The organism is Bradyrhizobium sp. AUGA SZCCT0105, assembly GCF_018129565.1.
Taxonomy (GTDB): domain Bacteria; phylum Pseudomonadota; class Alphaproteobacteria; order Rhizobiales; family Xanthobacteraceae; genus Bradyrhizobium.
This window is the reverse complement of sequence record NZ_JAFCMK010000004.1, coordinates 311,706-334,267: the sequence shown is the minus strand read 5'-3', so window position 1 is coordinate 334,267 and position 22,562 is coordinate 311,706. Positions and strand designations below refer to the sequence as shown.

Genomic DNA, 22,562 nt, shown 5'->3' with positions numbered 1-22,562 from the left:
GGCGCACCGCGCTTCATTTGATGGATCACGCGGTATGGGTCCTGGCCTTCGCCAGGACGACGACGGAAAGATAACATGAAAACTCCCCGCAGCTTCGGCCATGTCGAGACCTGGGTGTTCGACCTCGACAACACGTTGTACCCGCATCACGTCAATCTGTGGCAGCAGGTCGATGCGCGGATCGGCGAGTTCGTCGGTAACTGGCTGAAGATCTCGCCCGAGGAGGCACGGCGGCTGCAGAAGGACTATTACCTGCGCTACGGCACCACGATGCGCGGCATGATGACCGAGCACGGCGTGCAGGCGGACGATTATCTCGCCTATGTGCACAAGATCGACCATTCGCCGTTGCAGCCGAATCCGGCAATGGGCGCTGCGATCGCAAAACTGCCGGGGCGCAAGCTGATCCTGACCAACGGCTCGGTCGACCATGTCGATGCGGTGCTGGGCCGGCTCGGCATCTCCAACCATTTCGACGGCGTGTTCGATATCATCGCCGCCGATCTCGAGCCGAAACCAGCGCCGCAGACCTACCAGAAGTTCCTCAGGCTTCACGACGTCGATCCGTCGAAGGCTGCGATGTTCGAGGACCTCGCGCGCAATCTGGTCGTGCCGCACGAGCTCGGCATGACCACCGTGCTGGTGGTGCCCGACGGCAGCCAGGAAGTGGTGCGCGAAACCTGGGAGCTCGAAGGCCGCGACGCCGCTCATGTCGACCACGTCACGGACGATCTCACGGGTTTCTTGCAGCGGCTGAAGCCCTGATCTCTCCCCACCTCGACCCGCCGTAGGCCGGGACGACGGTGGGGGTTTGCCTTGACTCCATGGCCCCAAATTCCGAAAAAGCCCTGCAAAACTCCCCTCATATCCCCGATACGCCCAAGGATTGTCCCGATGTCGCTGTCCGCCCTCGAAACCACCGTCAACACCGCGTTCGACGCCCGCGATGGCATTTCGACGTCGACCAAGGGTGAGGTCCGCGAGGCCGTCGACCACGCGCTGGATCTGCTCGACAAGGGCGAGGCCCGCGTCGCCGAGCGCGAGGCGAGCGGCAAGTGGAAGGTCAATCAGTGGCTGAAGAAGGCGGTGCTGCTCTCGTTCCGCCTCAACGACATGGGCCAGATCGCGGGCGGCCCGGGCAAGGCCTCGTGGTGGGACAAGGTGCCCTCGAAGTTCGAGGGCTGGGGCGAGAACCGCTTCCGCGACGCCGGCTTCCGCGCGGTGCCGGGCGCGATCGTGCGCCGCTCGGCCTTCATCGCCCGCAACGTCGTGCTGATGCCCTCCTTCGTCAATCTCGGCGCCTATGTCGATGAAGCCACCATGATCGACACCTGGTCGACGGTCGGCTCCTGCGCCCAGATCGGCAAGCGCGTGCACATCTCCGGCGGCGTCGGCATCGGCGGCGTGCTCGAGCCGCTGCAGGCCGAGCCCGTGATCGTCGAGGACGACTGCTTCATCGGCGCGCGCAGCGAGGTCGCCGAAGGCGTCATCGTGCGCAAGGGCGCGGTGCTGTCGATGGGCGTGTTCCTGGGCGCCTCGACCAAGATCGTCGACCGCGAGACCGGCGAGATCTTCGTCGGCGAGGTCCCGGAATATGCCGTCGTCGTTCCCGGCACGCTGCCGGCCAAGCCGCTGAAGAACGGCCAGCCGGGACCTGCCACCGCCTGCGCCGTGATCGTCAAGCGCGTCGACGAGCGCACCCGCGCCAAGACCAGCATCAACGAGCTGCTGCGGGACTGATCGGTCTTCCGCCGCAACAATCTCTCACCGTCACCCTGAGGAGGCCGCGAAGCGCGCCGTCTCGAAGGGTCGACGGCCCGGCTGTGGCCGTTCACCCTTCGAGACGCGCTACGCGCTCCTCCAGCGACAAAGGCAAAGCCTTTGCGCGGGGGTGACGGGTCACAATTCGAACCAAGCCCACCTCCAAAACGACAAAACTCCGGGCCGCGAAACATTGCCGCTGTCCGGAGTTTTTTCATGGACTGGGCCAATTACCTGTTCGGCTTCAAGGGCCGCGTCAACCGGGCCAAATTCTGGCTCGCAGCACTGATCATCGTGTGCTGGATGATGTTCCTGGCCGCGCTGGTGATCCTGGCCGGCCTCGGCGGCAAACATGCGTCGTTTGGCTTCAATGTCGACGACATCTTCCGGGCGTTCGACCCTGACAGCTACAGATCGCTGACCCTTGCCGGTTTGCCTGCGCTGCTGGTCAAGGCCAGCGGGACGGCGTTGTTCGTCTGGGTCTATGTCGCGGTCTCGATCAAGCGCCTGCACGACCGCGACAGGAGCGGCTGGTGGATGGTCCCGTTCTTCGCGATCCCCGGGCTCATGAGCCAATTCGCGGACCGGCTTCCCGATGAGTCCTATTGGGTGATGGCGGCGGGCGCGATCGTCTCCGTGCTCTATATCTGGGGCTTCATCGAGCTGGCGTTTCTGCGCGGCACCTCTTACCCCAATCGCTATGGTCCCAATCCGCTTGGGAAAACCCACGCGCGACAACGCGGCGACCGCGGCAACGGGTCGCGCTCCAGGCAGGGCTGGGATCAGCAGAGCGAGCTCGAATGATGCCGCGCAAAGCTGGTCCACCCGCGGTGTGACGTGTTAAGCGAGGCGCATGAGTGATGCTGTCTCGATTACCCGCGATCTGGTTCGCTGCCCCTCCGTCACCCCGGCCGACGCCGGCGCGCTTGGCGTTCTTGAAAATTTGCTGAAAAGCGCAGGCTTCGGCGTCCACCGCGTGACGTTCTCCGAGCCCGGCACCGCCGACATCGACAATCTCTATGCCCGCATTGGCAGCGCGGCGCCACATATCACCTTTGCCGGCCACACCGACGTGGTGCCGCCCGGCGATGAAGCGGCGTGGACGCTCGGCGCATTCTCCGGCGAGGTCAAGGACGGCTATCTCTACGGCCGCGGCGCCGTCGACATGAAGGGCGGCATCGCCTGCAGCGTCGCCGCCGTGCTGCAATATCTCGGCGACCATGGCGGCAAGCCGCGAGAAGACGGCAACGGCTCGATCTCCTTCCTGATCACCGGCGATGAGGAAGACGTCTCGATCAACGGCACCGTCAAGCTGTTGAAATGGTGCGCCGAGCGCGGCGAGAAATTCGACCATTGCGTGCTCGGCGAGCCGTCGAATGTCGAGGTGCTCGGCGACATGATCAAGATCGGCCGGCGCGGCTCGCAGTCCGGCACGCTCGTCGTCGATGGCGTGCAGGGCCACGTCGCCTATCCGCACCGCGCCTCGAACCCGGTGCCCGATATCTCGCGGTTGATCGTCGCGCTGAGCGACGAGCCGCTCGATCACGGCAGCGCGCAATTCCAGGCCAGCAACCTCGAATTCACCACGGTCGATGTCGGCAACGCCGCGAGCAATGTGATCCCGGGCCAGGCGCGGGCGAAGTTCAACATCCGCTACAACGACAACCACACCCAGGAAAGCCTGCGGCAGCTGGTCGACGAGCGGCTGGCGAAGGCCTGCGGCAACCGCATCCGTGCTCACATCGACTGGCAGCCGTCGAACTCCAACGTGTTCGTGACCCAGCCCGGCCCGTTCACCGATCTTGCGGTCGCCGCGATCGAGGAGATCACCGGCCGCAAGCCGGAGCTTTCGACATCGGGCGGCACGTCGGATGCGCGCTTCATCTCGAGCTATTGCCCGGTGATCGAATTCGGCCTGGTCGGCCAGACCATGCACCAGATCGACGAGCGCACGCCGGTGGCCGATCTGGAGAAGTTGACGCGGATCTATCGGGGCGTGTTGGACAGGTATTTTGCGTAGTCCGGCCGCTCGGCTGGACAAAAATATCGAAAACAACCCCATGCACAGTAGGGATTGGGGCCGTTCGTCATCCACCCGCACAAGATGCAGCGTGCTAATCCGTAGGATGGGTAGAGCGCAGCGAAACCCATCATCTCACCGCGCGGATACAAGTGATGGGTTTCGCTTCGCTCTACCCATCCTACCAGATCATTCACACCGCCTAATAATCCACCCGCATCAGATAGAGCCCGTCCGGCGGCGCCACGGGGCCGCAGGCGGCGCGGTTGCGGGCGGCGAGTGCGCCAAAGAGATCGTCCGCACTCCAGCGGCCCTCGCCGACCCAGACCAGCGATCCCACCATCGAACGCACCTGGCTGTGCAGGAACGAGCGCGCCGACGTCACGATGTTGATCGCGTCGCCCTCGCGCGCGACGTCGAGCTGATCGAGCGTCTTCTCCGGCGACCTGGCCTGGCACTCGGTGTCGCGGAAGGTGGTAAAATCGTGCTTGCCGAGGAGGCGCTGCGCGGCGGCGTGCATCGCGTCGGCATCGAGCGCACGCGGCACGCGCCAGACGCGACTGACGTCCAGCGCGAGGTTCGCGCGGGTGTTGGTGATGCGATAGAGATAGTGCCGCTTGATCGCCGAGAACCGTGCCTCGAAATCGTCGGGCACGATGTCAGCCGCGAGCACGCCGATCGGATTGGGCCGCAGATGCGCGTTCAGCCCGTCGCGGAAGCGGCCGGGCGGAAAATGCTTGGCGATGTCGCAATGCGCGACCTGGCCGCGCGCATGCACGCCGGCATCGGTACGCCCGGCGCCATGGACGCGCACGTCCTCGCCGCAGATCGCCTTGACCGCCGTCTCCAGCGCGCCCTGCACGGTCGGTGCATTGTCCTGGATCTGCCAGCCGGAGAACGGCGTGCCGTCATATTCGATGGTGAGCTTGTAGCGGGGCATCGTTCAATCTGGTTTGGCCGTCATTGCCGGGCTTGACCCGGCAATCCATCCTCTTCAGGACAAGCTTCTTTTCGAGATGGATGCGCGGGTCAAGCCCGCGCATGACAATCTCAGGACACCTTCGCCCCCGGCTTCAGCGGTGTGCCGCGCAAAAAGTCCGCCGCCTTCATCGGCGCCTTGCCGGCGCGCTGCAGTTCGAGAATCCGGACCGCGCCATCGCCGCAGGCGATCGCAAAGGTATCGTCGAGCACATCGCCCGGTTGGCCCGAGCCTTTAGCAAGCTCGCAGCGCAGGATTTTCAGCCGCACCGGTTCACCCTCGCCCAAAAGCTCGCACCAGGCGCCGGGGAACGGCGAAAGCCCGTGAATGTGCCGTAGCACCGCATGCGCGGGCTGCTTCCAGTCGATCCGCGCCTCGGCCTTCTCGATCTTGGCGGCGTAGGTGACGCCGGCCTCGCTCTGCTTCGTCAGCTGCAACCCGCCGCGCTGCAGCGCGCCCATCGCGCGCACCATCAGATCGGCGCCGAGCGGCGCCAGCGCGTCGTGCAGGTCGGATGCCGTCATGCTGTCCGAGATCGGCAGCCGCTCGGCCATCGCGACGTCGCCGGTGTCGAGGCCGACATCCATCTTCATCACCATCACGCCGCTCTCGGCATCGCCCGCCATGATGGCGCGGTTGATCGGCGCGGCGCCGCGCCAGCGCGGCAATAGCGAGGCATGGAGGTTGAAGCAGCCGAGCTTCGGCGAATCGAGGATGGCCTGCGGCAGGATCATGCCGTAGGCGACGACGACAGCGGCATCCGCGTCAAACGCGCGAAACTCCTCGAGCGCTTCCGGTGTCTTCAGGGTTTTCGGCGTCAGCACGGGAATGCCGAGGCGGCGCGCCTCCTGCTCGACCGGTGTCGGCTGCAACTGCAGGCCGCGCCGTCCGCCCGGCTTCGGCGCGCGGGTATAGACCGCTACGACCTCATGGCCATGGGCCACCAGCTCCAGCAGCGTCGGCACCGCGAAATCGGGCGTGCCCATGAAGATCAGACGGAGAGGCATGCGGTCAGATTCTTCCGGGAGGATCCAATCTTCGTCATGGCCGGGCTTGTCCCGGCCATCCACGTCTTTGGTCTCCCAGAAGGAAGACGTGGATGCCCGGGTCAAGCCCGGGCATGACGGCGGAGTGCGCGCCTACTCAGCCGCGCGCTTGGCGGCCTTCTCGAATTTCTTGAAGACGCGGTCGCGCTTCAGCTTCGACAGATAGTCCACGAACAGCACGCCGTTGAGATGGTCGATCTCGTGCTGGATGCAGGTGGCATAGAGCCCCTCCGCATCCTCCTCATGCAGCTTGCCGTCGAGGTCGGTGAAGCGCAGGCGCACCCGCGCCGGGCGCTCGACCTCCTCGTAATATTCGGGGATCGACAGGCAGCCCTCTTCGTAGACCGACAGCTCCTCCGAGTGCGAAATGATCTCCGGATTGATGAACACCCGCGGCTGCGGCGTGGTCTCGCCGTTCTCGTCGCGCTTGGCGAGGTCCATGGTGATCAGCCGCAGCGGCTGCGCGACCTGGATCGCCGCGAGCCCGATGCCGGGCGCGTCATACATGGTCTCGAGCATGTCGTCGGCGAGCTTGCGGATCTCCGGCGTCACCTTCTCGATCGGTTTCGACACCAGACGCAACTGCTTGTCCGGCAGGATGATGATTTCTCGTAATGCCATGGCGGCGATTTAAGCTGCTGACTTCATGGGGTCAATGCGCTCAGGAACCGGTTAGGGCAGCCTTAACCACGTTTCTTCACGCAAGATTAACCAAGGAATTTAAGGGACTGTTTACCATAAATGTTCCCTTTTCGTTCGGCGGCAACGCCGAATCGGCTACAACTGCCGACATGAACGAGATTCTCCTCACGATTGGCGACCTTCCCGTCCGTGTCTCCGACGCGTTGATCGGCCTTGGCGCACTGGCGCTGATCCTGCTGTTCGCCATCGCCGTGGTGATCGCGCGCGCCAGCCGGCGCGGCGCGGAACTGGCGATGGCCCAGGCCGTCCGCGCCGACGAGCTGGAGGAGCGGCTTGCCGACATGCTGCGGGCCCAGAGCGAGGCCTCGGGGCGGGTCGACGCGATGGGGCAGGCACTGGCCGGCCGTCAGGCCGAGATGGCCCGTGCCGTCAACGAGCGGCTGGATTCGGTGACCCACCGGGTCGGCCAATCGATGGAACAGACCACGCGCAACACGATGGATTCGCTGCGCGTGCTGCACGAGCGGCTCGGCATCATCGATCACGCCCACAAGAACCTCAACGAGCTCACCACCCAGGTGACGACGTTGCGCGACGTGCTCGCCAACAAGCAATCGCGCGGCGCCTTCGGCCAGGCGCGGATGGAAGCGATCGTCCAGGACGGCATGCCGAAGGGCTCGTTCGAGTTCCAGTATACGCTGACGTCGGGCAAGCGGCCGGACTGCGTCGTGTTCCTGCCCGACCAGCGTCCGCTCTGCATCGACGCGAAATTCCCGCTCGAGGCCATGACCGCGCTGCACGACGCGCGCAGCGACGAGGAGCGCAAATTCGCCAGCCAGCGGCTGCGCGCCGACGTGCTGAAGCATGTCAGCGACATCGCGGAGAAATACCTGATCCCGGGCGAGACCCAGGACACCGCGCTGATGTTCGTACCCTCGGAATCGGTCTATGCCGAAATCCATGACGGCTTCGACGACGTGGTCCAGAAGGCCTATCGCGCCCGGGTCGTGCTGGTGTCGCCCTCGCTGCTGATGCTGGCGATCCAGGTGATGCAGCAGATCCTGAAGGACGCCCGCATCCGCGACGCCGCCGACCAGATCCGCAACGAGGTGATGCATCTCGGCGACGACCTCAGCCGCCTGCGTGATCGCGTGCTCAAGCTGCAAAACCACTTCGGCCAGGTCAACGAGGACGTCAGGCAGATCCTGATCTCCGCCGACAAGATCGAAAAGCGCGCCGGCCGCATCGAGGAACTCGACTTCAGCAAGTCCGAGACCCCGATCGAGGTCCCGCGCTTCGTAAAGGCCAGCACGCCCGAGCTGTTCCCCGCCCCGCGCAAGCTGCAGGCGGGGGAGTGAATGTTGCTTTAGAATTTGCGTGGCGCGCTTGCGCCGCCCAATCGGTGTGTCATCGCCCGGCTTTATCCAAAAATAGCCGCAGGTGGCGGATAGGCCTCTGGAATACTGGATCGCCCGGTCGAGCCGGGCGATGACAGTCTTTTTGGGGCCGAATCCGGTAGCAACTTCTCTGTGACCGCACCTGGAGAATGTTGATGACCGCAGATCGCACGGCATAATCAGGTGTCATCGCCCGGCTCGACCGGGCGATCCAGTATCCCAGAGGCGGAAATTTGGGAGCACGCAGCTACTACGTCTACATTCTCGCCAGCCGCATCGGCGGCACGCTCTACATCGGTGTGACAAATGATCTCATTCGTCGCGTCGGCGAGCACAAGCTGAAACTCGTCCAAAGTTTCACTGAGAAATATGATGTGGTGAAGCTCGTTTATTTCGAGCAGTTCGACGATCCCGAGAACGCGATAAAGCGCGAGAAGCGGCTCAAGAAATGGCCGCGCGCATGGAAGATTTCGCTGATCGAGAAGGACAATCCAGACTGGATTGATCTTTACGCAGAGATCGCCGGTGGCGGCGGATAGGCCTCTGGAATACTGGGTCGCCCGGTCAAGCCGGGCGATGACACCGTCTTTGCGGCTCGAATCTGCTAACAGGGGGTATGACCGCGCCCGAAGCGACCGCGACAAAGCCGGAAACGACCGTCCCCGCCGCCACCTCCTGGCGCGACAGCTTTGCGGTGTATCTGCAGCCGCGGGTGCTGATCGTGCTGCTGCTCGGCTTCTCCTCGGGCCTGCCGCTGGCGCTGTCGGGCTCGACGCTGCAGGTGTGGATGAAGGAGGCCGGGGTCGATCTCGGCACCATCGGGCTGCTGGCGCTGATCGGCACGCCCTACACGCTGAAGTTCCTCTGGGCACCGCTGGTCGATGCGCTGCACGTGCCGCTGTTCACGCAGATCTTCGGTCGCCGCCGCGGCTGGCTGCTGCTCTCGCAGCTGTTGCTGATCGCGACGATCCTGGTGCTGGCGATGGCCGATCCCGCGCGGTCGCCGTGGTTCGCGGCGTTCGCCGCGTTGCTGGTCGCGACCGCGTCGTCGACGCAGGACATCGTGGTCGATGCCTTCCGCGTCGAAAGCCTGCCGGAGAGCGAGCAGGCTGCCGGCATGGCATCCTATGTCGCGGCCTATCGCATCGGCATGCTGGTCTCGACCGCCGGCGCGCTGTTCATCGTCAGCGGCTTCGAGTCCGCCGGCCTCGTGCGCCCGTCGGCGTGGATGTGGGGCTATGTGGTGATGGCGGCGCTGGTCGTGATCGGCATCGTCACCGCGCTTGCTGCGACCGAGCCGGCCCAATCGAAAGGCGCGGAGGCCGCCACGCATGCGCAGACCGCGGCCGAACGCGTCTTGCACGCGGCGCTCGGCGCATTCTCCGAGTTCCTCAGCCGCAAGGACGCATTGGCGGCGCTCGCCTTCGTGGTGCTGTTCAAGTTCACCGACGCGTTCTCGGGCACCATGACCGCACCGTTCGTGATCGACATCGGCTTTTCCAAGGTCGATTACGCGGCGATCGTGAAGGGCGTCGGCCTTGCCGCGACCTTGATCGGCGGCTTTGCCGGCGGCTTCGTGGCGCGGCGTTATTCGCTCGCGACCAGCCTGTGGATCGGCGGCGTGCTGCAGGCGGTCGCCAACCTTTCGTTCTCCTGGCTCGCGCATGTCGGCGTCGATCAATGGGCGCTGGCGCTTGCGATCACCGCGGAGAATTTCACCAGCGCGATCGGCACCGTGATCTTCGTCGCCTACCTTTCGGCGCTGTGCCGCAATCCGCTGCACACCGCGACCCAGTATGCGCTGCTCACGGCGCTCGCCGCGGTCGGCCGCACCTATCTGTCGTCGGGCGCGGGCTATGTGGCCAAGGCCGTCGGCTGGCAAATGTTCTTCGTGATCTGCGTGCTGGTCGCGATCCCGAGCCTGATCCTGCTCGCCTGGCTGCAGCGGCGCGGACATTTCGATGAGCTGGGACCGGTCAGGGTTTAGCTCAGCCGCCGTAGCCCGGATGAAGCGAAGCGCAATCCGGGGAAGTCTCTCAATTTGCAAAGCTGTCCCGGATTTCGCTTCGCTCCATCCGGGCTACGGGCTCTCTCCGTGCGTCGTCCTGGCGAAAGCCAGGACCCATTACCCCAAATGCAAATTGTTGCGCGACGTTGGGGCCGCAATCCATCCGACAACCAAGGCCGGTGGTTATGGGTCCTGGCCTTCGCCAGGACGACGATGAGGATGGGTCGCAACTCAAGAAACACCGCAGTGTCATCACCTACGCATCCGGGCGATGACACCGCAATTGAGGCAGCTACTTCGCCACCACGCTCCACTTGGTGACGATGGCTTCGCTCATCTCGCCGGCGTCCTTGGCGCAGGCGATCTCGTCGACCTTCACCGAGATGGCCTTGCCGGAGAGGCTCTTGAGCTGCGCGGCCTGGGCGTCGTTGGTCGGAATCAGCTGAAAGGTTTCCGGCCCGGTTTCGAGGTTGCAGAGACCGTTCGGCGGCGGCAGGCGGCGCGGCTCGCTGGTGATCTGGTAGGTCGCGACGCGCTTGCCGCGGTTCTTGGTGTCGCGCACCTTCATGACGCCGAGTTCCCCCGACAGCACGTCGCCGGCCCGGATCATCTTGCCGGGCTTCTGCGGTGTGTCGCTCTGCTGTGCGAGCGCGCAGGGCGCAGCAAAGGCTGTCGCCAGAAGCGCAACGGCCAAGCGTACGCCGAATCGGTGTGTCGTCATTTGCAGTGGTTCCGTACTTGATTCGTCAGAGCGTGGATGACCGTCCCCAAATCGTCATCCACCCTATCATTTTGTTTCGGCGCGATCTTTTTGGATTGTCGCCGATCGCCTGGCGAACAATGCCGCGTCCGGCTCCCGGATCGCTTGCTAGAACAGCGTCCGCTGCCGCATCGCAGCCGATAGCGTACCTTCATCGAGATAATCAAGCTCTCCGCCGACCGGCACGCCATGCGCCAGCCGCGTCACCCGCACATTGGCCTCCGACAAGAGGTCGGTGATGTAGTGCGCGGTGGTCTGGCCATCGACGGTCGCATTGAGCGCCAGAATGATCTCGCTGACCTCGGGCGCATGCGCGCGCGCCACCAGCTGATCGATGGTGAGATCCTGCGGACCGACGCCGTCGAGCGGCGACAGCGTTGCGCCGAGCACGTGATAACGTCCATTGGTCGCACTGGCGCGTTCCAGCGCCCAGAGATCGGCGACATCGGCGACCACGACGATGATCGAGGGATCGCGGCGCGGATCGGTGCAGACCGTGCAGGGGTTTTGTGTATCGATGTTTCCGCAGGTCTTGCAGACCTGGATCTTGTCGATCGCAACCTGCAGCGCCGCGGTCAGCGGCGTCATCAGGGCTTCGCGCTTCTTGATCAGATGCAGCGCCGCGCGCCGCGCCGAACGCGGCCCGAGCCCGGGCAGCCGCGCCAGCAACTGGATCAGGCGTTCAATCTCGGGGCCGGCAACGCTCGCAGCCATTTAGGTCGGACCAAATCCCGGCGGCAGGCCGAGCCCGCCGGTGAGCGCCATCATCTTCTCCTGCATCGCCGTCTCGGCCTTGCGGCGCGCATCGCCATGCGCTGTGACGAGCAGATCCTCGAGCACTTCGCGCTCCTCCGGCTTCATCAGCGACGGATCGATCTTGATGCCCTTCACTTCCATCTTCGCGGTCATGCGCACGGCGACCAGGCCGCCGCCGGAGATGCCCTCGACCTCGACATTGCCGAGCTCTTCCTGCATCGCCTGCATCTTGGATTGCAGCTGTGCTGCCTGTTTCATCATGCCGAGAAAATCAGCCATGCGTGCGTTCCTATCGCCAGATCAATCGTCGTCGTTGTCGGAAGTTTCAATCGGGTCTTCGCCGGTCGCATCCGCTACCGGAACCTCGGCGGCAAGGCGGCGGACCTCGACCACCTTGGTGCCGGGGAAGCGCGCCAGTACCTCCTGCACGCGCGGATCGGCCTCGGCAGTACGCTGATGCTCGCTGCGCGCCAATTCGTTCTGCGAACGCACCGTAGGCTGGCCGGCCTCGTTGGAGATGATCACGGTCCAGCGCCGCCCGGTCCACAGTTCGAGCTTGCGCGACAGATCGGTGACGAGCGCGCGCTGCGCCTTCGGCTCAAGGCCGATCTCGAGCTGGCCATCCTCGATGCGCACCAGCCGCACATCGGCCTCCAGCGCGCTCTTGGTCATGATGTCGCGCTTCTCGCCGGCGAGCGCGATCAATTGAGGAAAGCTGGTGATGCGCAGCGCCGGCGCGGCATCGGCGACCGGGGCCGCCATCTGCGGACGCGCGGCGAGATCGGCGCGCGGCGCACCCTGCGGTGCCCGCGCAGACGGCATGGCCGACATCGTCGAGGCCGGCGCGCCGCGTGGCGCTGACGATGCGGTAGAACCCGACGTCGCGGGCGCCGCGCCGCCGCCATTCTGCTCGACCATCATCCGGATCGCTTCATCCGGCGTTGGCAGATCGGCGACATAGGCGATCCGCACCAGCACCATCTCGGCGGCGGCGGCAGGCCGCGTCGCGGTCTGCACTTCTGCGATGCCCTTGAGCAGCATCTGCCACATCCGCGACAGCACCCGCGTCGATAGCTTTGCGGCGAATTCGCGCGCGCGCACCCGCTCGGTCTCGCCGAACGCGACGTTGTCCGCGGTTCCCGGCACGAACTTGACGCGGGTGACGAAATTGACGAACTCGGCAAGGTCGGACAGCACCACGACCGGATCGGCGCCGACATCGTATTGCGCGCGGAATTCGGCAAAGGCGCTGGCGAGATCGCCGCGCGCCAGCGAATCGAACAGATCGATGACGCGGGTGCGGTCGGCGAGGCCGAGCATCTGCCTGACCGCATCGGCCTTCACGATGCCTGCGGCATGCGCGATCGCCTGGTCGAAGAGCGACAGCGAATCGCGCACCGAGCCTTCGGCGGCGCGCGCGATGATGCCGAGCGCCTCGGGCTCGACCTCGACGTTTTCCTTGGCCGCGATGTTGCCGAGATGCTTCATCAGCACGTCGGCCTCGACGCGGCGCAGGTCGAAGCGCTGGCAGCGCGACAGCACCGTGATCGGAACCTTGCGGATTTCGGTGGTGGCGAACACGAACTTGGCGTGCTCCGGCGGCTCCTCCAGCGTCTTCAGGAAGGCGTTAAAGGCCGCCGTCGACAGCATGTGGACTTCGTCGATGATGTAGACCTTGTAGCGCGCGCTGGCCGGCGCATAGCGCACGCTGTCATTGATCTGGCGGACATCGTCGACGCCGGTGTGGGACGCAGCGTCCATCTCCAGCACGTCCATGTGCCGGCTTTCCATGATCGCCTGGCAGTGCACGCCGAGGTCGGGCATGTGGATGGTCGGCCCCTTCACCGAGCCGTCCGGCTTCGCGTAATTCAGGGCGCGGGCGAGGATGCGCGCGGTGGTGGTCTTGCCGACCCCGCGGACGCCGGTGAGGATCCAGGCCTGCGGAATCCGCCCGGTCTCGAACGCGTTCGAGACGGTGCGGACCATGGCCTCCTGGCCGATCAGATCCTCGAAGCTGGAGGGGCGGTATTTGCGGGCGAGAACGCGGTACGGCTTGGCCGTATCAGGCGCGCCACCCAAATCAAAACCGCCGTCAAGGCTTGCCTTGCCTGCGCCGTCGGACGGTTGGGAGGGGTCGCCAGCGTCATTCATGCATCGATCCGCAACTTGGGAATTGTCTCTTCGGCCGGCGTGCGGATAGGAGCCGAAATCGAGCGCCGGGCGCGGAGACCGCCATTCCAGCACGATTCGCTCGGAAAAACAGGTAGGAGACTGACGAGCGACCCGATCCGGACCTCGTTAGGGCTGCTTCCTTCCGGACCTGACCCGGTTGGCGAGTGGCTCGTCCACCGCCAATCTCCCGGTCCCTATTTGGGGCCAAAACCGCCGGAAAGCAAGCGGCCTGACCCGGCTTTGTAAGGCTGGCTTTGTGGGGCTTGTCTGGGAACACGGAAAGGCATTACTTGCGCCTCATGCCCGCCACCAACTGGTCGCTGCATTCGCAGCTCAAGAAAGACACCGTCGACATCGGCGACCTGCCGCTGTGCAAGGTGCTCGTCATCAAGGATGCGCATTATCCCTGGCTGCTGCTGGTGCCGCGGCGCGACGGCGCGGTCGAGATCATCGACCTCGACGAGGTCGAGCAGGCGCAGCTGATGACGGAGATCACCCGCGTCTCGCGGGCCCTGAAGGAGGTCACCAAGTGCGACAAGCTGAATGTCGCAGCCCTCGGCAACCTCGTCCCGCAACTGCACGTCCACGTCATCGCGCGCCGCACCAGCGACGCTGCATGGCCGCGTCCCGTTTGGGGCGTAATGCCGCCGCTGGCGCATGACGCCGAGGAAGTGCAGAATTTCATCAGCGCGCTTCGCCGCAAGATCTGGTTGGGTTGATTTTCGATGTCTGCATCCGATTCATTTCCGCTTGGCCAGCCGGCCTTCGTCACCCATGTTCTGGACCGCGCCGCGCATCTGCGCAGCAATGACGAGAAGCTGTTCGCCCTGGAGGGCCACCGCGAGGCCAGAGCCTACGTGATCTACCGCGACTCGCTGGTCGTGAAGCAGGAGGATGGCGGGGCCCGCGCGCTGCTCTCGCTGGAGGAGGCCCGCGGCTTTGGCGCCAATCCCGGCACGATCTTCCTGGGCTTGCGCGATGCTGCGCCGGTCTTCGGCATGGGGATCGCGCCGCAGGCGGCCGAGAAGCTGGTCGGGCGTCCTGATGTTGCGATCACCGAATTGCGCGGCATGGCGATGCAGGGCGTGGTGCCGCCGGAGCAGCTCTCGGCCATCGCGATGGCGAAATCGATGGTGACCTGGCATCAGCGCCACGGCTTCTGCGCGAACTGCGGCACCCGCACGACGATGAAGGACGGCGGCTGGAAGCGCGAATGCCCGAGCTGCAAGGCCGAGCACTTCCCGCGCACCGATCCGGTCGTGATCATGCTGGTGACCTCGGGCGACAAGGTGCTGCTCGGCCGGCAGAAGCAGTTCATGCCCGGGATGTATTCCTGCCTCGCCGGCTTCGTCGAAGCTGCCGAAACCATCGAGGATGCGGTACGGCGCGAGATTTTCGAGGAGTCCGGCATCCGCTGCACCGACGTCAATTATTACATGACGCAGCCCTGGCCCTATCCGTCATCGCTGATGATCGGCTGCACCGCGCGTGCGACCAACGAGGACATCGTGGTCGACCGCACCGAGCTGGAGGATGCGCGCTGGTTCGACCATGCGGAGGCGACGCTGATGCTCAAGCGCCAGCATCCCGACGGCCTGGCCGGCCCGCATCCGTTCGCGATTGCCCATCATTTGCTCGGCCGCTGGGTGCACCACCGAAATCCGTTGGACCAATAGCGGGAACCGGACATCGTTCTGCCGATTAGATCTGCGTACTGCTTGGCAGTAGACGGAACCATTGCGACGGACCTTTGCATGAATTTTCAAGACGGCGCCCCGAAAGTCCCGCCCCGCATCCTCTGCATCGGCCTGCCGGTGCGCGACCTGACCTTCCGCGTCAACGTTCCGGCCCGCGGCTCCAAGGAGAACGCGACCCATTTCGACGAGATCTGCGGCGGCAACGCGCTGAACGCCGCCATCGGCATCGTCCGGCTGGGCGGCCGCGCCGCGATCTGCGGACCGATGGGTGATTCGCGGGAGACCTCGAGCCGCTACATCTTCGACAAGCTGGCCCAGGAGGGCATCGAGACCAACCATCTCATCCACATGCCGGACCTGGTCACCCCGATCTCGGCGATCATGATCGACGACACCGGCGAGCGCACCATCGTCACCTTCCGCGATCCCGAGCTGTGGAAGGTCAAGCTGCCGCCGACCGAGCTGCTGCTGGAGGATTGCGCGGCGATCCTGACCGAGAGCCGCTGCGCGCCGTTCTGCACCGAGCTGTGCGCCGAGGCCGTCAAACGCGGCATTCCCGTGGTGGTCGACGTCGATCGCGCGATGTCGATGCGGGAAGGACTGCTGACCGCCTCGTCCCATCTGGTGTTTTCCAGCGAGCCGCTGCAGCAGACCGCCGATGTCACCGACGACGGCCAGGCGCTGCAAAAGCTCGCCAAGCTCACCCCCTCCTTCCTGGCCGGCACCCGCGGCCCGCAGGGCACGATCTGGCTCAATGAGAAGGGCGGGCTCGAGGAGACGGCGGCCTTCCCGGTCCATACCGTCGACACGCTGGGCGCCGGCGACGTCTTCCACGGGGCGTTTGCGCTGGCCATCACCGAGAAGCAGGAGTTGCGGCAGGCGCTTCGCTTCGCGTCCGCCGCCGCAGCGCTGAAATGCACCCGGTTCGGGGGCGCTTATGCCGCACCGCAACGTACTGAAGTTGAAGCGTTTTTGGGCGAACACGCCGACGCCCGGCTGGCCTGAGCGGCCACGACCCGCTTGATTTGGAAGATTTTTCTCTATATGAGGGAGTTTGAACCTTCATGTGGAACTTTCTTCTATGACCGATGTCGCCATTCAGCTTCATGACAACAACCGCCGCCTCGACGCCATCGATCGCAAGATCCTGACCGTGCTGCAGGAGGATGCCTCGCTTTCCGTCGCCGAAATCGGCGACCGGGTCGGGCTGTCGTCGACGCCGTGCTGGAAGCGCATCCAGCGGCTCGAGGCCGACGGCGTGATCCTGCGCCGCGTGGCGCTGGTCGATCAGAACAAGATCGGGCTCGGGATTTCCGTGTTCGTCTCGGTCGAGAGCGCCGACCATTCGGAAGCCTGGCTGCGCAAATTCGCCGACGCCGTGAGCGCCATGCCCGAAGTGATGGAGTTCTACCGGATGGCCGGCGACGTCGACTACATGCTGCGCGTCGTGGTCGCCGACATGCAGGCCTACGACGTGTTCTACAAGAAGCTGATCTCGGCCGTGCCGCTGAAGAACGTCACCTCGCGCTTCGCGATGGAGAAGATCAAGTCGGTGACCGCGCTGCCGGTGCCGGCGGCGTAAGCCGAGAGCGCGATCGCCGATCCACATCGCCGTCATCGCCCGGTCGAGCCGGGCGATGACGAGTTGATTTGCGGAAAGTCCCGCCTCAGATCTTCTGATTGTATTCACCGACCTCGGGGTGCGTGCGCAGCACGGAATCCATCGCCTCGAACATGTCGCGCATGCGCTGCTCGCTGACCGGGCTTTCCACCACGACCACGAGCTCCGGCTTGTTCGAGGACGCGCGCACCAGGCCCCAGCTGCCGTCCGCGACCGTGACGCGCACACCGTTGACGGTGACGAGATCACGGATGTTCTGGCCCGCGACCTGCGCGCCCTGCTGCTGCAGCGTCTCGAAGTGCTTCACGACCGCGTCGGCCACGCCGTATTTCGCCTCGTCGGCACAATGCGGCGACATGGTCGGCGACGACCAGGTCTTCGGCAGCGCGTCCTTCAGGTCGGCCATCGACTTGCCGGGCGCGCGATCGAGCATCTCGCAGATCGCGATCGCCGACACCAGGCCGTCGTCATAGCCGCGGCCGAACGGCTTGTTGAAGAAGAAGTGGCCGGACTTCTCGAAGCCGGCGAGCGCGCCGAGCTCGTTGGTGCGGCGCTTCATGTAGGAATGCCCGGTCTTCCAGTAGACGGTGTTGGCACCCTGCTTCTGCAAGACGGGATCGGTCACGAACAGCCCGGTCGACTTCACGTCGACGACGAACTGCGCGTTGGCGTTGATCGCCGACATGTCGCGCGCCAGCATGACGCCGACCTTGTCGGCAAAGATCTCCTCGCCGGTGTTGTCGACCACGCCGCAGCGGTCACCGTCACCGTCGAAGCCGAGGCCGACATCGGCCTTGTGCGCCAGCACCGCATCGCGGATCGCGTGCAGCATCTCCATGTCTTCGGGATTCGGATTGTATTTCGGAAAGGTGTGATCGAGCTCGGTGTCGAGCGGAATCACCTCGCAGCCGATCGCCTCCAGCACCTGCGGCGCGAACGCGCCCGCGGTGCCGTTGCCGCAGGCCGCCACCACCTTCAGCTTGCGCTTCAGCTTCGGCCGGCTGGTGAGGTCGGCGATGTAGCGCGCCGGATAGTTTTCATGGAATTGATAGGAGCCGCCGGCCTTGTTGTTGAAGTCGGCGCTGAGCACGATCTGCTTCAGCCGCGTCATCTCGTCGGGGCCGAAGGTGAGCGGACGGTTGGCGCCCATCTTGACGCCGGTCCAGCCATTGTCGTTGTGCGAGGCGGTGACCATCGCGACGCAGGGCACGTCGAGATCGAACTGCGCGAAATAGGCCATCGGCGTCACCGCGAGCCCGATGTCGTGCACCTTGCAGCCCGCCGCCATCAGGCCTGATATCAGCGCGTATTTGATCGACGCTGAGTAGCCGCGGAAATCGTGGCCGGTGACGATCTCCTGTTTGACCCCGAGCTCCGCGATCAGCGCGCCGAGCCCCATGCCCAGCGCCTGAACGCCCATCAAATTGATTTCCTTGTTGAACAGCCAGCGCGCGTCGTATTCGCGAAACCCGGTCGGCTTCACCATCGGCTCGGATTCGAAAGCATAGGTATTCGGAATCAGTGCGGGTTTCGGCTTGGGAAACATCAGGAATGGCCTCGTGGAAATGCGGAGGGACAATGCCGCTGGCTTTAGCGAATGCATCGCCGCGGCGGAAGGCAGGATTGACGGCTTGTGGCTAATAATTACGGCAGATTTGGCGTCGGGTCATCCACCCATCCTTGCGCGGCGGCGCAACACGCCACGCTGTTGCGCCCTACGAGCTGCTTGACCGCTCATCGCTCCGACCCAGCATGGTTTCTGCAGGGGCGGCGCCAGGCATCGACAGGCATTGCCGTGCGGTTGTTATTTCAGCCGCTCCCGGCGCTCCGCAATCTGCGCGTCGAACAATTGACACGTCGGGCAACTCACGGGTACATTTTCATCGTCGCAACAATTGAGCCCGCACCGGAAAATCCGCTGCGGGCTTTTTGAATCGGACAGGACGCTGTCGGCCAATACACTGCCGAGCGCGCCGCAATTGGCCACCGCAGCGAACCGAACTGGCTAACAGCCAGGGCCGACCCCGCCGACAGGCGGGCGCCCGGCGAGCACGATGGGCAAGCCGAGCCGGAAGCGACACTTCCGCGCCCTCGCGCAAGCCATCACTCAAGCACTTGCCTTCAACACATAAAGCCAACCCAGCCTTCTCCGCGAGGGTGCGGTCACGCACGCACGCGCCCGAAGGCGTGCGCAATATCCACAGGTGATGATCGATGCCCAATTACTCTCTGGTGCCGGTGGACCATCAGCCGGATTTCGATGACTACTCGCTCGTTCCCGTTGACCACGATCCGTTCGCCGCGGATAGCGTAATTCAACAGGCACAGATTCAACAAGATCAAGCGCAGCCGCAAGGCCCGGCGCAGCAACAGCCCCCAGCGGGAGCCGGTCCGACTTTGGATCAAGGCGCCGCCAAAACCGCTCCGTTTAGCGGCCACGCCAATCCGACGCCAACAGACGCTCTTCCATCACACGGTCGCGCAATTCCCTTGCTTGAGAACGGTAAAGTTGACAGCTACATTTACGCAAGAAACTCGACTGGCACTCCGCCAGAAGGCCCTCAGGTTACTACTGCGAACCGTAATCTCACAATTGCTGCCACTGACAGCGCCAAACCCACGAATTTCGGTGGGGTTTATGGACACACGCTAACGTTCTCAGAACCCGGTAGCAATAATTTGAGAACAATCACCGCTGCCGACCCAACTGGCTTGTTGGTAGCGACCCCGGTAGAAGATAATCCAAACCTCCTGAGTGTCAGAGAGTACAAGGGCTACTGAATAACCGCCGGCCGAGCGGGCACATTCCCGATGTATTGTCGATGGCGGCCGAACACATACAGACCAATGCCAATTGGCAAGATGTGAGTTGGCGAAACGGGACCAAGGGCCGGCTAGAAGCTCGCTTCGCCGAGGTTCGCGCATCACAGGGGAGGACATGGAGAGGTCTTATGAAGCTTCTGAAGACCGGGATACTCGCACTTTCGCTAACCGTGACGGCGACCGTTGGGCTCGCTGCGGATTATGAAATTTTCGCTGAGTTTGCGACTGTGGAGACTGGGGTAAACCATTATGCTGTCGAACGCCTCGACCACAAGAACCAGAAGCTTCATCATTGCACCGCAGTCCTCGACGCCGAGACCAAGCAATTGACCGGTCAATGCACCGAGAGGCCCGGCTTTCCAGAGAAACCAACCGACAAAGGACCTAACGTACAGGGAGGGATTTCAAACATTTTTGGCGGATTGCCAGTGTTAGGCTCTTGGAAAATCGATCAGACTACCGGGAAAACTGAGTTCTGCATTTCAGACCCCGCTCAGTGCGTGGAGGTAACTCCGCAATAGAGTTTTACGGTGAGTCCGCCGGGAGACCAGCTCGACACTCTGCGCAAGCGCCTCAGGTCTGATGTTGCCCGCGAACGTCTGGCGCAAATGCCGCGCCGTTGCGAAGATCGACTCGACTACCCTCCCATTCCCAAAATGTGAACAAGCAGCGCCCTGAATTCCCCCCTCAGCGTGAAAGTGCTGCCTATTGCTCCAGCAACAATTTGCCGTTGGCATATTCGAAGCGCTTCAGCTTGGACAGGAAGGACAGGCCGAGCAGGTTTTCGGACAGCGCCTCGTCCGGCAGCACCAGCGCATCGACGTCGCGCACGGTGAGGCCGCCGATCTCGATCATGGCGAGATGGGCCCGCGCCGCCTTGATGGTGCCGTTGGCGGTGGTGACGCGCGAGGTGTAATCGCCCGGCACCGGACGCAGGCCGAAGCGCGCGGCCGAGGTCTCGTTCAGGGCCACCACAGAGGCGCCGGTGTCGACCATGAAGTTGATGCGCTGGCCGTCGATCCGACCGTCGGTCGCGAAGTGACCGCGCGGATCGGGCGCGATGCTGAGCGTGCGGGCGCTGACCTGCGCCACCGTGACGGCGGGGGTGATGCTCTGCTTGGCGGTGGTCGCGGCGGCGGGCGCCATCTTGCTGGCCATCTGGGCCATGAAGGTGCCCAGCCCGATCAGGATGGCCGCGAAAATCATCAGGTTACGCATGACACCATACTCGGAAAACCGAACACGCAATTTCACCACGCCGGACGCCCCGCCGCGAGCGAGGGTGGCGGCGCGAGCCTGCCATTTTGGCGAAAAGGATGAGCGAACAGTTAATGCGAGCCCGCTGAGGCGGCCGAATGTCATCGACCGCCTCGCCCGGACCGAATTTGCCGCCCCTCAGGCGGTCTTTCAGGCCGTCTTGGCGACCGGGCTCGGCATCGCCACGCGCAGCGCGTAATAGACCGCGCCCGCGATCCCGACGCCGAAGAACCAGCCATAGACCGCCCACCAGGCCGGCAGGAGCGAGGTGAAGTTCGGCAGCACCGACGAGAACAGCGCGCCGACGGCGGCTGCAATCAGGGCGCTGACGTTCCAGCCGTTCTGGAAGCGATATTCGCCGTTCTCCTGATACAGCGCCGGCACGTTCACGCGGCCTTTGGCGATCAGATAATAGTCGACCATCATGATTCCGTAGATCGGCCCCATGGTCGCGCCGATCAGCCCGACGAACGAGGCGGCGCTGCCCTCCCAGGGCGCGAACGGATACAGCGCGAGCGCGATCAGCGCCGCAATGTAGCCGCCTTTCTTGAAGTCGATATGGCGCGGAAACACGTTGGAAAAATCGAACGCCGGCGAGACGAAGTTGGCGACCACGTTGATGCCGAGCGTCGCCACCGCGAAGGTGACCGCGGCGAGCAGCGCCAGGAACCAGCTGTCGAACTTGGCCGAGATCTGGTCGGGATGCAGCAGCACCTCGTGATAGACGTTGAACGCCGCGATCGTGGTGACGCCGGCGACCAGCGAGAACAGGATCAGGTTGACCGGCAGGCCCCAGATATTGCCCTTGCGCAGCGCGTGCACGTCGGGCGCGTAGCGCGAGAAGTCGCAGAAATTGAGATAGAGCGCGGCGAAATAGGTGATCCAGGTCGCAGCGACGGCGCATAGCGCCGGGAAGGAGCCGGGCACGCCGGGCACGCCGGCCTCCTTGGTCTTCTCCAGCAGCACATCCTGCGGGATCGGCGCGGTGAGCGAGATGCCGCCGGCCGCGATGCAGAGGTAGATCGCAAGGATCAACATCATCAGCCACACCGCCGGCCCTGCCCAGTCCTGGAAGCGCCGCACCGTCTCCATGCCGCGCTGGATGATCAGGAGCTGCAATGCCCAGATCACCACGAAGCAGATCACCTCGAGCGTGGAATGGCCGAGCACGTGGCTCGTCTGGTGGAACGCCTTGAAGCTGTCGATGCGGGTCAGCAGCGCGACGATCGCGCCCGAGGCCGCCGCGGTCTGCGCGCCGTACCAGAAGCAGGCGACGATGGCACGCACCAGCGCCGGAATGTTGGCGCCCCAGATCCCGAACGAGGCCCGCGCCAGCACCGGATAGGGCACGCCGGTCCTGACGCCGGCGTTGCCGATCAGGCTCATCAGCACGAAGATCACCAGCGAGCCGGCGCCGATCGCGATGATGAAGTTGACGAAGCTGCCGCAAAGCAGGAACAGGCTGGCGGCGAGATAATAGCCCCACAGGCTATGCACGTCCGAGGTCCAGACGTTGAAGATGCTGAAGGCGCCCCAATTGCGTTCCTTGGCCGGCGCCAGGTCTTCGTTGTACAGCGACGGCGATGCGTTCTTGATCTCCATGGCAGCGTCCCCAATGTGCGA

Annotated in this window: 23 protein-coding genes and 1 other RNA gene; 13 read left to right on the top strand and 11 right to left on the bottom strand. The window is 64.3% G+C overall.

The features are described from left to right. Positions 1–75: 75 nt before the first annotated feature. From JQ573_RS21140 to dapE, 4 genes are all read left to right on the top strand, one after another. Positions 76–765 (top strand): pyrimidine 5'-nucleotidase, encoded by a 690-nt coding sequence (locus JQ573_RS21140; RefSeq protein ID WP_212316919.1) that lies wholly within the window; start codon positions 76–78, stop codon positions 763–765. Positions 766–894: 129 nt separating this feature from the next. Beyond that, positions 895–1,740 carry a 2,3,4,5-tetrahydropyridine-2,6-dicarboxylate N-succinyltransferase gene (gene dapD, locus JQ573_RS21135; protein ID WP_212316917.1) on the top strand — a complete coding sequence of 282 codons (846 nt, stop codon included), beginning with the start codon at positions 895–897 and terminating at the stop codon, positions 1,738–1,740. Between the two features lie 237 nt (positions 1,741–1,977). Further along, positions 1,978–2,565 carry a DUF805 domain-containing protein gene (locus tag JQ573_RS21130; RefSeq protein WP_212316915.1) on the top strand — a complete coding sequence of 196 codons (588 nt, stop codon included), beginning with the start codon at positions 1,978–1,980 and terminating at the stop codon, positions 2,563–2,565. Between the two features lie 49 nt (positions 2,566–2,614). After that, positions 2,615–3,781, top strand: coding sequence for a succinyl-diaminopimelate desuccinylase (gene dapE / locus JQ573_RS21125; protein WP_212316913.1), 1,167 nt, complete (start codon positions 2,615–2,617; stop codon positions 3,779–3,781). A gap of 202 nt (positions 3,782–3,983) precedes the next feature. On the opposite strand, the gene truA is transcribed toward dapE, so the two are convergent. From truA to def, 3 genes are all read right to left on the bottom strand, one after another. Next, positions 3,984–4,721 carry a tRNA pseudouridine(38-40) synthase TruA gene (gene truA, locus JQ573_RS21120; RefSeq protein WP_212316911.1) on the bottom strand — a complete coding sequence of 246 codons (738 nt, stop codon included), beginning with the start codon at positions 4,719–4,721 and terminating at the stop codon, positions 3,984–3,986. A 110-nt stretch (positions 4,722–4,831) separates the two neighbouring features. Next, on the bottom strand, positions 4,832–5,767 hold the full coding sequence (fmt, locus tag JQ573_RS21115) for a methionyl-tRNA formyltransferase (protein ID WP_212316909.1): 936 nt from the start codon (positions 5,765–5,767) through the stop codon (positions 4,832–4,834). Positions 5,768–5,899: 132 nt separating this feature from the next. Continuing rightward, positions 5,900–6,427 (bottom strand): peptide deformylase, encoded by a 528-nt coding sequence (def, locus tag JQ573_RS21110; RefSeq protein WP_076864526.1) that lies wholly within the window; start codon positions 6,425–6,427, stop codon positions 5,900–5,902. 170 nt (positions 6,428–6,597) lie between these two features. Between def and JQ573_RS21105 the strand changes: the two genes are divergently transcribed. From JQ573_RS21105 to JQ573_RS21095, 3 genes are all read left to right on the top strand, one after another. Continuing rightward, positions 6,598–7,806, top strand: coding sequence for a DNA recombination protein RmuC (locus JQ573_RS21105; RefSeq protein ID WP_212316907.1), 1,209 nt, complete (start codon positions 6,598–6,600; stop codon positions 7,804–7,806). Positions 7,807–8,078: 272 nt separating this feature from the next. Next, entirely contained in the window at positions 8,079–8,384 is a 306-nt protein-coding gene (locus JQ573_RS21100; protein ID WP_212316905.1) for a GIY-YIG nuclease family protein, read from the top strand. Positions 8,385–8,461: 77 nt separating this feature from the next. Further along, entirely contained in the window at positions 8,462–9,832 is a 1,371-nt protein-coding gene (locus JQ573_RS21095; RefSeq protein ID WP_212316904.1) for an AmpG family muropeptide MFS transporter, read from the top strand. Positions 9,833–10,145: 313 nt separating this feature from the next. Here JQ573_RS21095 and JQ573_RS21090 read toward each other — a convergent pair whose 3' ends face one another. The 5 genes from JQ573_RS21090 to ffs all read right to left on the bottom strand — a co-directional run bounded on the left by JQ573_RS21090 (position 10,146) and on the right by ffs (position 13,729). Continuing rightward, positions 10,146–10,574 (bottom strand): hypothetical protein, encoded by a 429-nt coding sequence (locus tag JQ573_RS21090; RefSeq protein ID WP_212316902.1) that lies wholly within the window; start codon positions 10,572–10,574, stop codon positions 10,146–10,148. Between the two features lie 147 nt (positions 10,575–10,721). Further along, a complete protein-coding gene (gene recR / locus JQ573_RS21085) occupies positions 10,722–11,327 on the bottom strand; it encodes a recombination mediator RecR (protein WP_212316900.1) in 606 nt (201 codons plus the stop codon). Next, positions 11,328–11,648 carry a YbaB/EbfC family nucleoid-associated protein gene (locus tag JQ573_RS21080; protein WP_092122614.1) on the bottom strand — a complete coding sequence of 107 codons (321 nt, stop codon included), beginning with the start codon at positions 11,646–11,648 and terminating at the stop codon, positions 11,328–11,330. Between the two features lie 21 nt (positions 11,649–11,669). Beyond that, entirely contained in the window at positions 11,670–13,520 is a 1,851-nt protein-coding gene (locus JQ573_RS21075) for a DNA polymerase III subunit gamma/tau (protein ID WP_212316898.1), read from the bottom strand. A 112-nt stretch (positions 13,521–13,632) separates the two neighbouring features. After that, positions 13,633–13,729, bottom strand: an RNA gene (gene ffs / locus JQ573_RS21070) — signal recognition particle sRNA small type. A gap of 111 nt (positions 13,730–13,840) precedes the next feature. Between ffs and JQ573_RS21065 the strand changes: the two genes are divergently transcribed. From JQ573_RS21065 to JQ573_RS21050, 4 genes are all read left to right on the top strand, one after another. Continuing rightward, entirely contained in the window at positions 13,841–14,260 is a 420-nt protein-coding gene (locus JQ573_RS21065) for an HIT domain-containing protein (RefSeq protein WP_212317260.1), read from the top strand. A 6-nt stretch (positions 14,261–14,266) separates the two neighbouring features. Next, the gene (gene nudC / locus JQ573_RS21060; RefSeq protein WP_212316896.1) at positions 14,267–15,217 is read left to right on the top strand and encodes an NAD(+) diphosphatase; all 951 of its coding nucleotides are present in this window, start codon (positions 14,267–14,269) and stop codon (positions 15,215–15,217) included. 78 nt (positions 15,218–15,295) lie between these two features. After that, a complete protein-coding gene (locus JQ573_RS21055) occupies positions 15,296–16,243 on the top strand; it encodes a sugar kinase (RefSeq protein ID WP_212316894.1) in 948 nt (315 codons plus the stop codon). A 76-nt stretch (positions 16,244–16,319) separates the two neighbouring features. Continuing rightward, positions 16,320–16,820, top strand: a complete 501-nt coding sequence (locus tag JQ573_RS21050; protein ID WP_024578797.1) for an Lrp/AsnC family transcriptional regulator — start codon at positions 16,320–16,322, stop codon at positions 16,818–16,820. A gap of 85 nt (positions 16,821–16,905) precedes the next feature. On the opposite strand, the gene JQ573_RS21045 is transcribed toward JQ573_RS21050, so the two are convergent. Then, entirely contained in the window at positions 16,906–18,405 is a 1,500-nt protein-coding gene (locus JQ573_RS21045) for a phosphomannomutase/phosphoglucomutase (RefSeq protein ID WP_212316892.1), read from the bottom strand. Positions 18,406–19,073: 668 nt separating this feature from the next. Here JQ573_RS21045 and JQ573_RS21040 point away from each other — a divergent pair. Further along, a complete protein-coding gene (locus JQ573_RS21040; RefSeq protein ID WP_212316890.1) occupies positions 19,074–19,640 on the top strand; it encodes a hypothetical protein in 567 nt (188 codons plus the stop codon). Between the two features lie 170 nt (positions 19,641–19,810). Then, positions 19,811–20,203 carry a hypothetical protein gene (locus tag JQ573_RS21035; RefSeq protein WP_212316888.1) on the top strand — a complete coding sequence of 131 codons (393 nt, stop codon included), beginning with the start codon at positions 19,811–19,813 and terminating at the stop codon, positions 20,201–20,203. Positions 20,204–20,387: 184 nt separating this feature from the next. On the opposite strand, the gene JQ573_RS21030 is transcribed toward JQ573_RS21035, so the two are convergent. Both JQ573_RS21030 and JQ573_RS21025 read right to left on the bottom strand, forming a co-directional pair. Next, complete coding sequence (locus JQ573_RS21030) at positions 20,388–20,900, bottom strand: TIGR02281 family clan AA aspartic protease (RefSeq protein WP_249132063.1); 513 nt, start codon at positions 20,898–20,900, stop codon at positions 20,388–20,390. 189 nt (positions 20,901–21,089) lie between these two features. Then, positions 21,090–22,541 carry an NCS1 family nucleobase:cation symporter-1 gene (locus JQ573_RS21025; RefSeq protein WP_212316887.1) on the bottom strand — a complete coding sequence of 484 codons (1,452 nt, stop codon included), beginning with the start codon at positions 22,539–22,541 and terminating at the stop codon, positions 21,090–21,092. Positions 22,542–22,562: the final 21 nt, after the last annotated feature.

Excerpts from the sequence above, each read along its gene's own strand:
- JQ573_RS21140 (WP_212316919.1), top strand. The coding sequence starts at position 76 with ATGAAAACTCCCCGCAGCTTCGGCCATGTCGAGACCTGGGTGTTCGAC.
- dapD (WP_212316917.1), top strand. The coding sequence starts at position 895 with ATGTCGCTGTCCGCCCTCGAAACCACCGTCAACACCGCGTTCGACGCC.
- JQ573_RS21130 (WP_212316915.1), top strand. The coding sequence starts at position 1,978 with ATGGACTGGGCCAATTACCTGTTCGGCTTCAAGGGCCGCGTCAACCGG.
- dapE (WP_212316913.1), top strand. The coding sequence starts at position 2,615 with ATGAGTGATGCTGTCTCGATTACCCGCGATCTGGTTCGCTGCCCCTCC.
- truA (WP_212316911.1), bottom strand. The coding sequence starts at position 4,721 with ATGCCCCGCTACAAGCTCACCATCGAATATGACGGCACGCCGTTCTCC.
- fmt (WP_212316909.1), bottom strand. The coding sequence starts at position 5,767 with ATGCCTCTCCGTCTGATCTTCATGGGCACGCCCGATTTCGCGGTGCCG.
- def (WP_076864526.1), bottom strand. The coding sequence starts at position 6,427 with ATGGCATTACGAGAAATCATCATCCTGCCGGACAAGCAGTTGCGTCTG.
- JQ573_RS21105 (WP_212316907.1), top strand. The coding sequence starts at position 6,598 with ATGAACGAGATTCTCCTCACGATTGGCGACCTTCCCGTCCGTGTCTCC.
- JQ573_RS21095 (WP_212316904.1), top strand. The coding sequence starts at position 8,462 with ATGACCGCGCCCGAAGCGACCGCGACAAAGCCGGAAACGACCGTCCCC.
- JQ573_RS21090 (WP_212316902.1), bottom strand. The coding sequence starts at position 10,574 with ATGACGACACACCGATTCGGCGTACGCTTGGCCGTTGCGCTTCTGGCG.
- recR (WP_212316900.1), bottom strand. The coding sequence starts at position 11,327 with ATGGCTGCGAGCGTTGCCGGCCCCGAGATTGAACGCCTGATCCAGTTG.
- JQ573_RS21080 (WP_092122614.1), bottom strand. The coding sequence starts at position 11,648 with ATGGCTGATTTTCTCGGCATGATGAAACAGGCAGCACAGCTGCAATCC.
- JQ573_RS21075 (WP_212316898.1), bottom strand. The coding sequence starts at position 13,520 with ATGAATGACGCTGGCGACCCCTCCCAACCGTCCGACGGCGCAGGCAAG.
- JQ573_RS21065 (WP_212317260.1), top strand. The coding sequence starts at position 13,841 with ATGCCCGCCACCAACTGGTCGCTGCATTCGCAGCTCAAGAAAGACACC.
- nudC (WP_212316896.1), top strand. The coding sequence starts at position 14,267 with ATGTCTGCATCCGATTCATTTCCGCTTGGCCAGCCGGCCTTCGTCACC.
- JQ573_RS21055 (WP_212316894.1), top strand. The coding sequence starts at position 15,296 with ATGAATTTTCAAGACGGCGCCCCGAAAGTCCCGCCCCGCATCCTCTGC.
- JQ573_RS21050 (WP_024578797.1), top strand. The coding sequence starts at position 16,320 with ATGACCGATGTCGCCATTCAGCTTCATGACAACAACCGCCGCCTCGAC.
- JQ573_RS21045 (WP_212316892.1), bottom strand. The coding sequence starts at position 18,405 with ATGTTTCCCAAGCCGAAACCCGCACTGATTCCGAATACCTATGCTTTC.
- JQ573_RS21040 (WP_212316890.1), top strand. The coding sequence starts at position 19,074 with ATGCCCAATTACTCTCTGGTGCCGGTGGACCATCAGCCGGATTTCGAT.
- JQ573_RS21035 (WP_212316888.1), top strand. The coding sequence starts at position 19,811 with ATGAAGCTTCTGAAGACCGGGATACTCGCACTTTCGCTAACCGTGACG.
- JQ573_RS21030 (WP_249132063.1), bottom strand. The coding sequence starts at position 20,900 with ATGCGTAACCTGATGATTTTCGCGGCCATCCTGATCGGGCTGGGCACC.
- JQ573_RS21025 (WP_212316887.1), bottom strand. The coding sequence starts at position 22,541 with ATGGAGATCAAGAACGCATCGCCGTCGCTGTACAACGAAGACCTGGCG.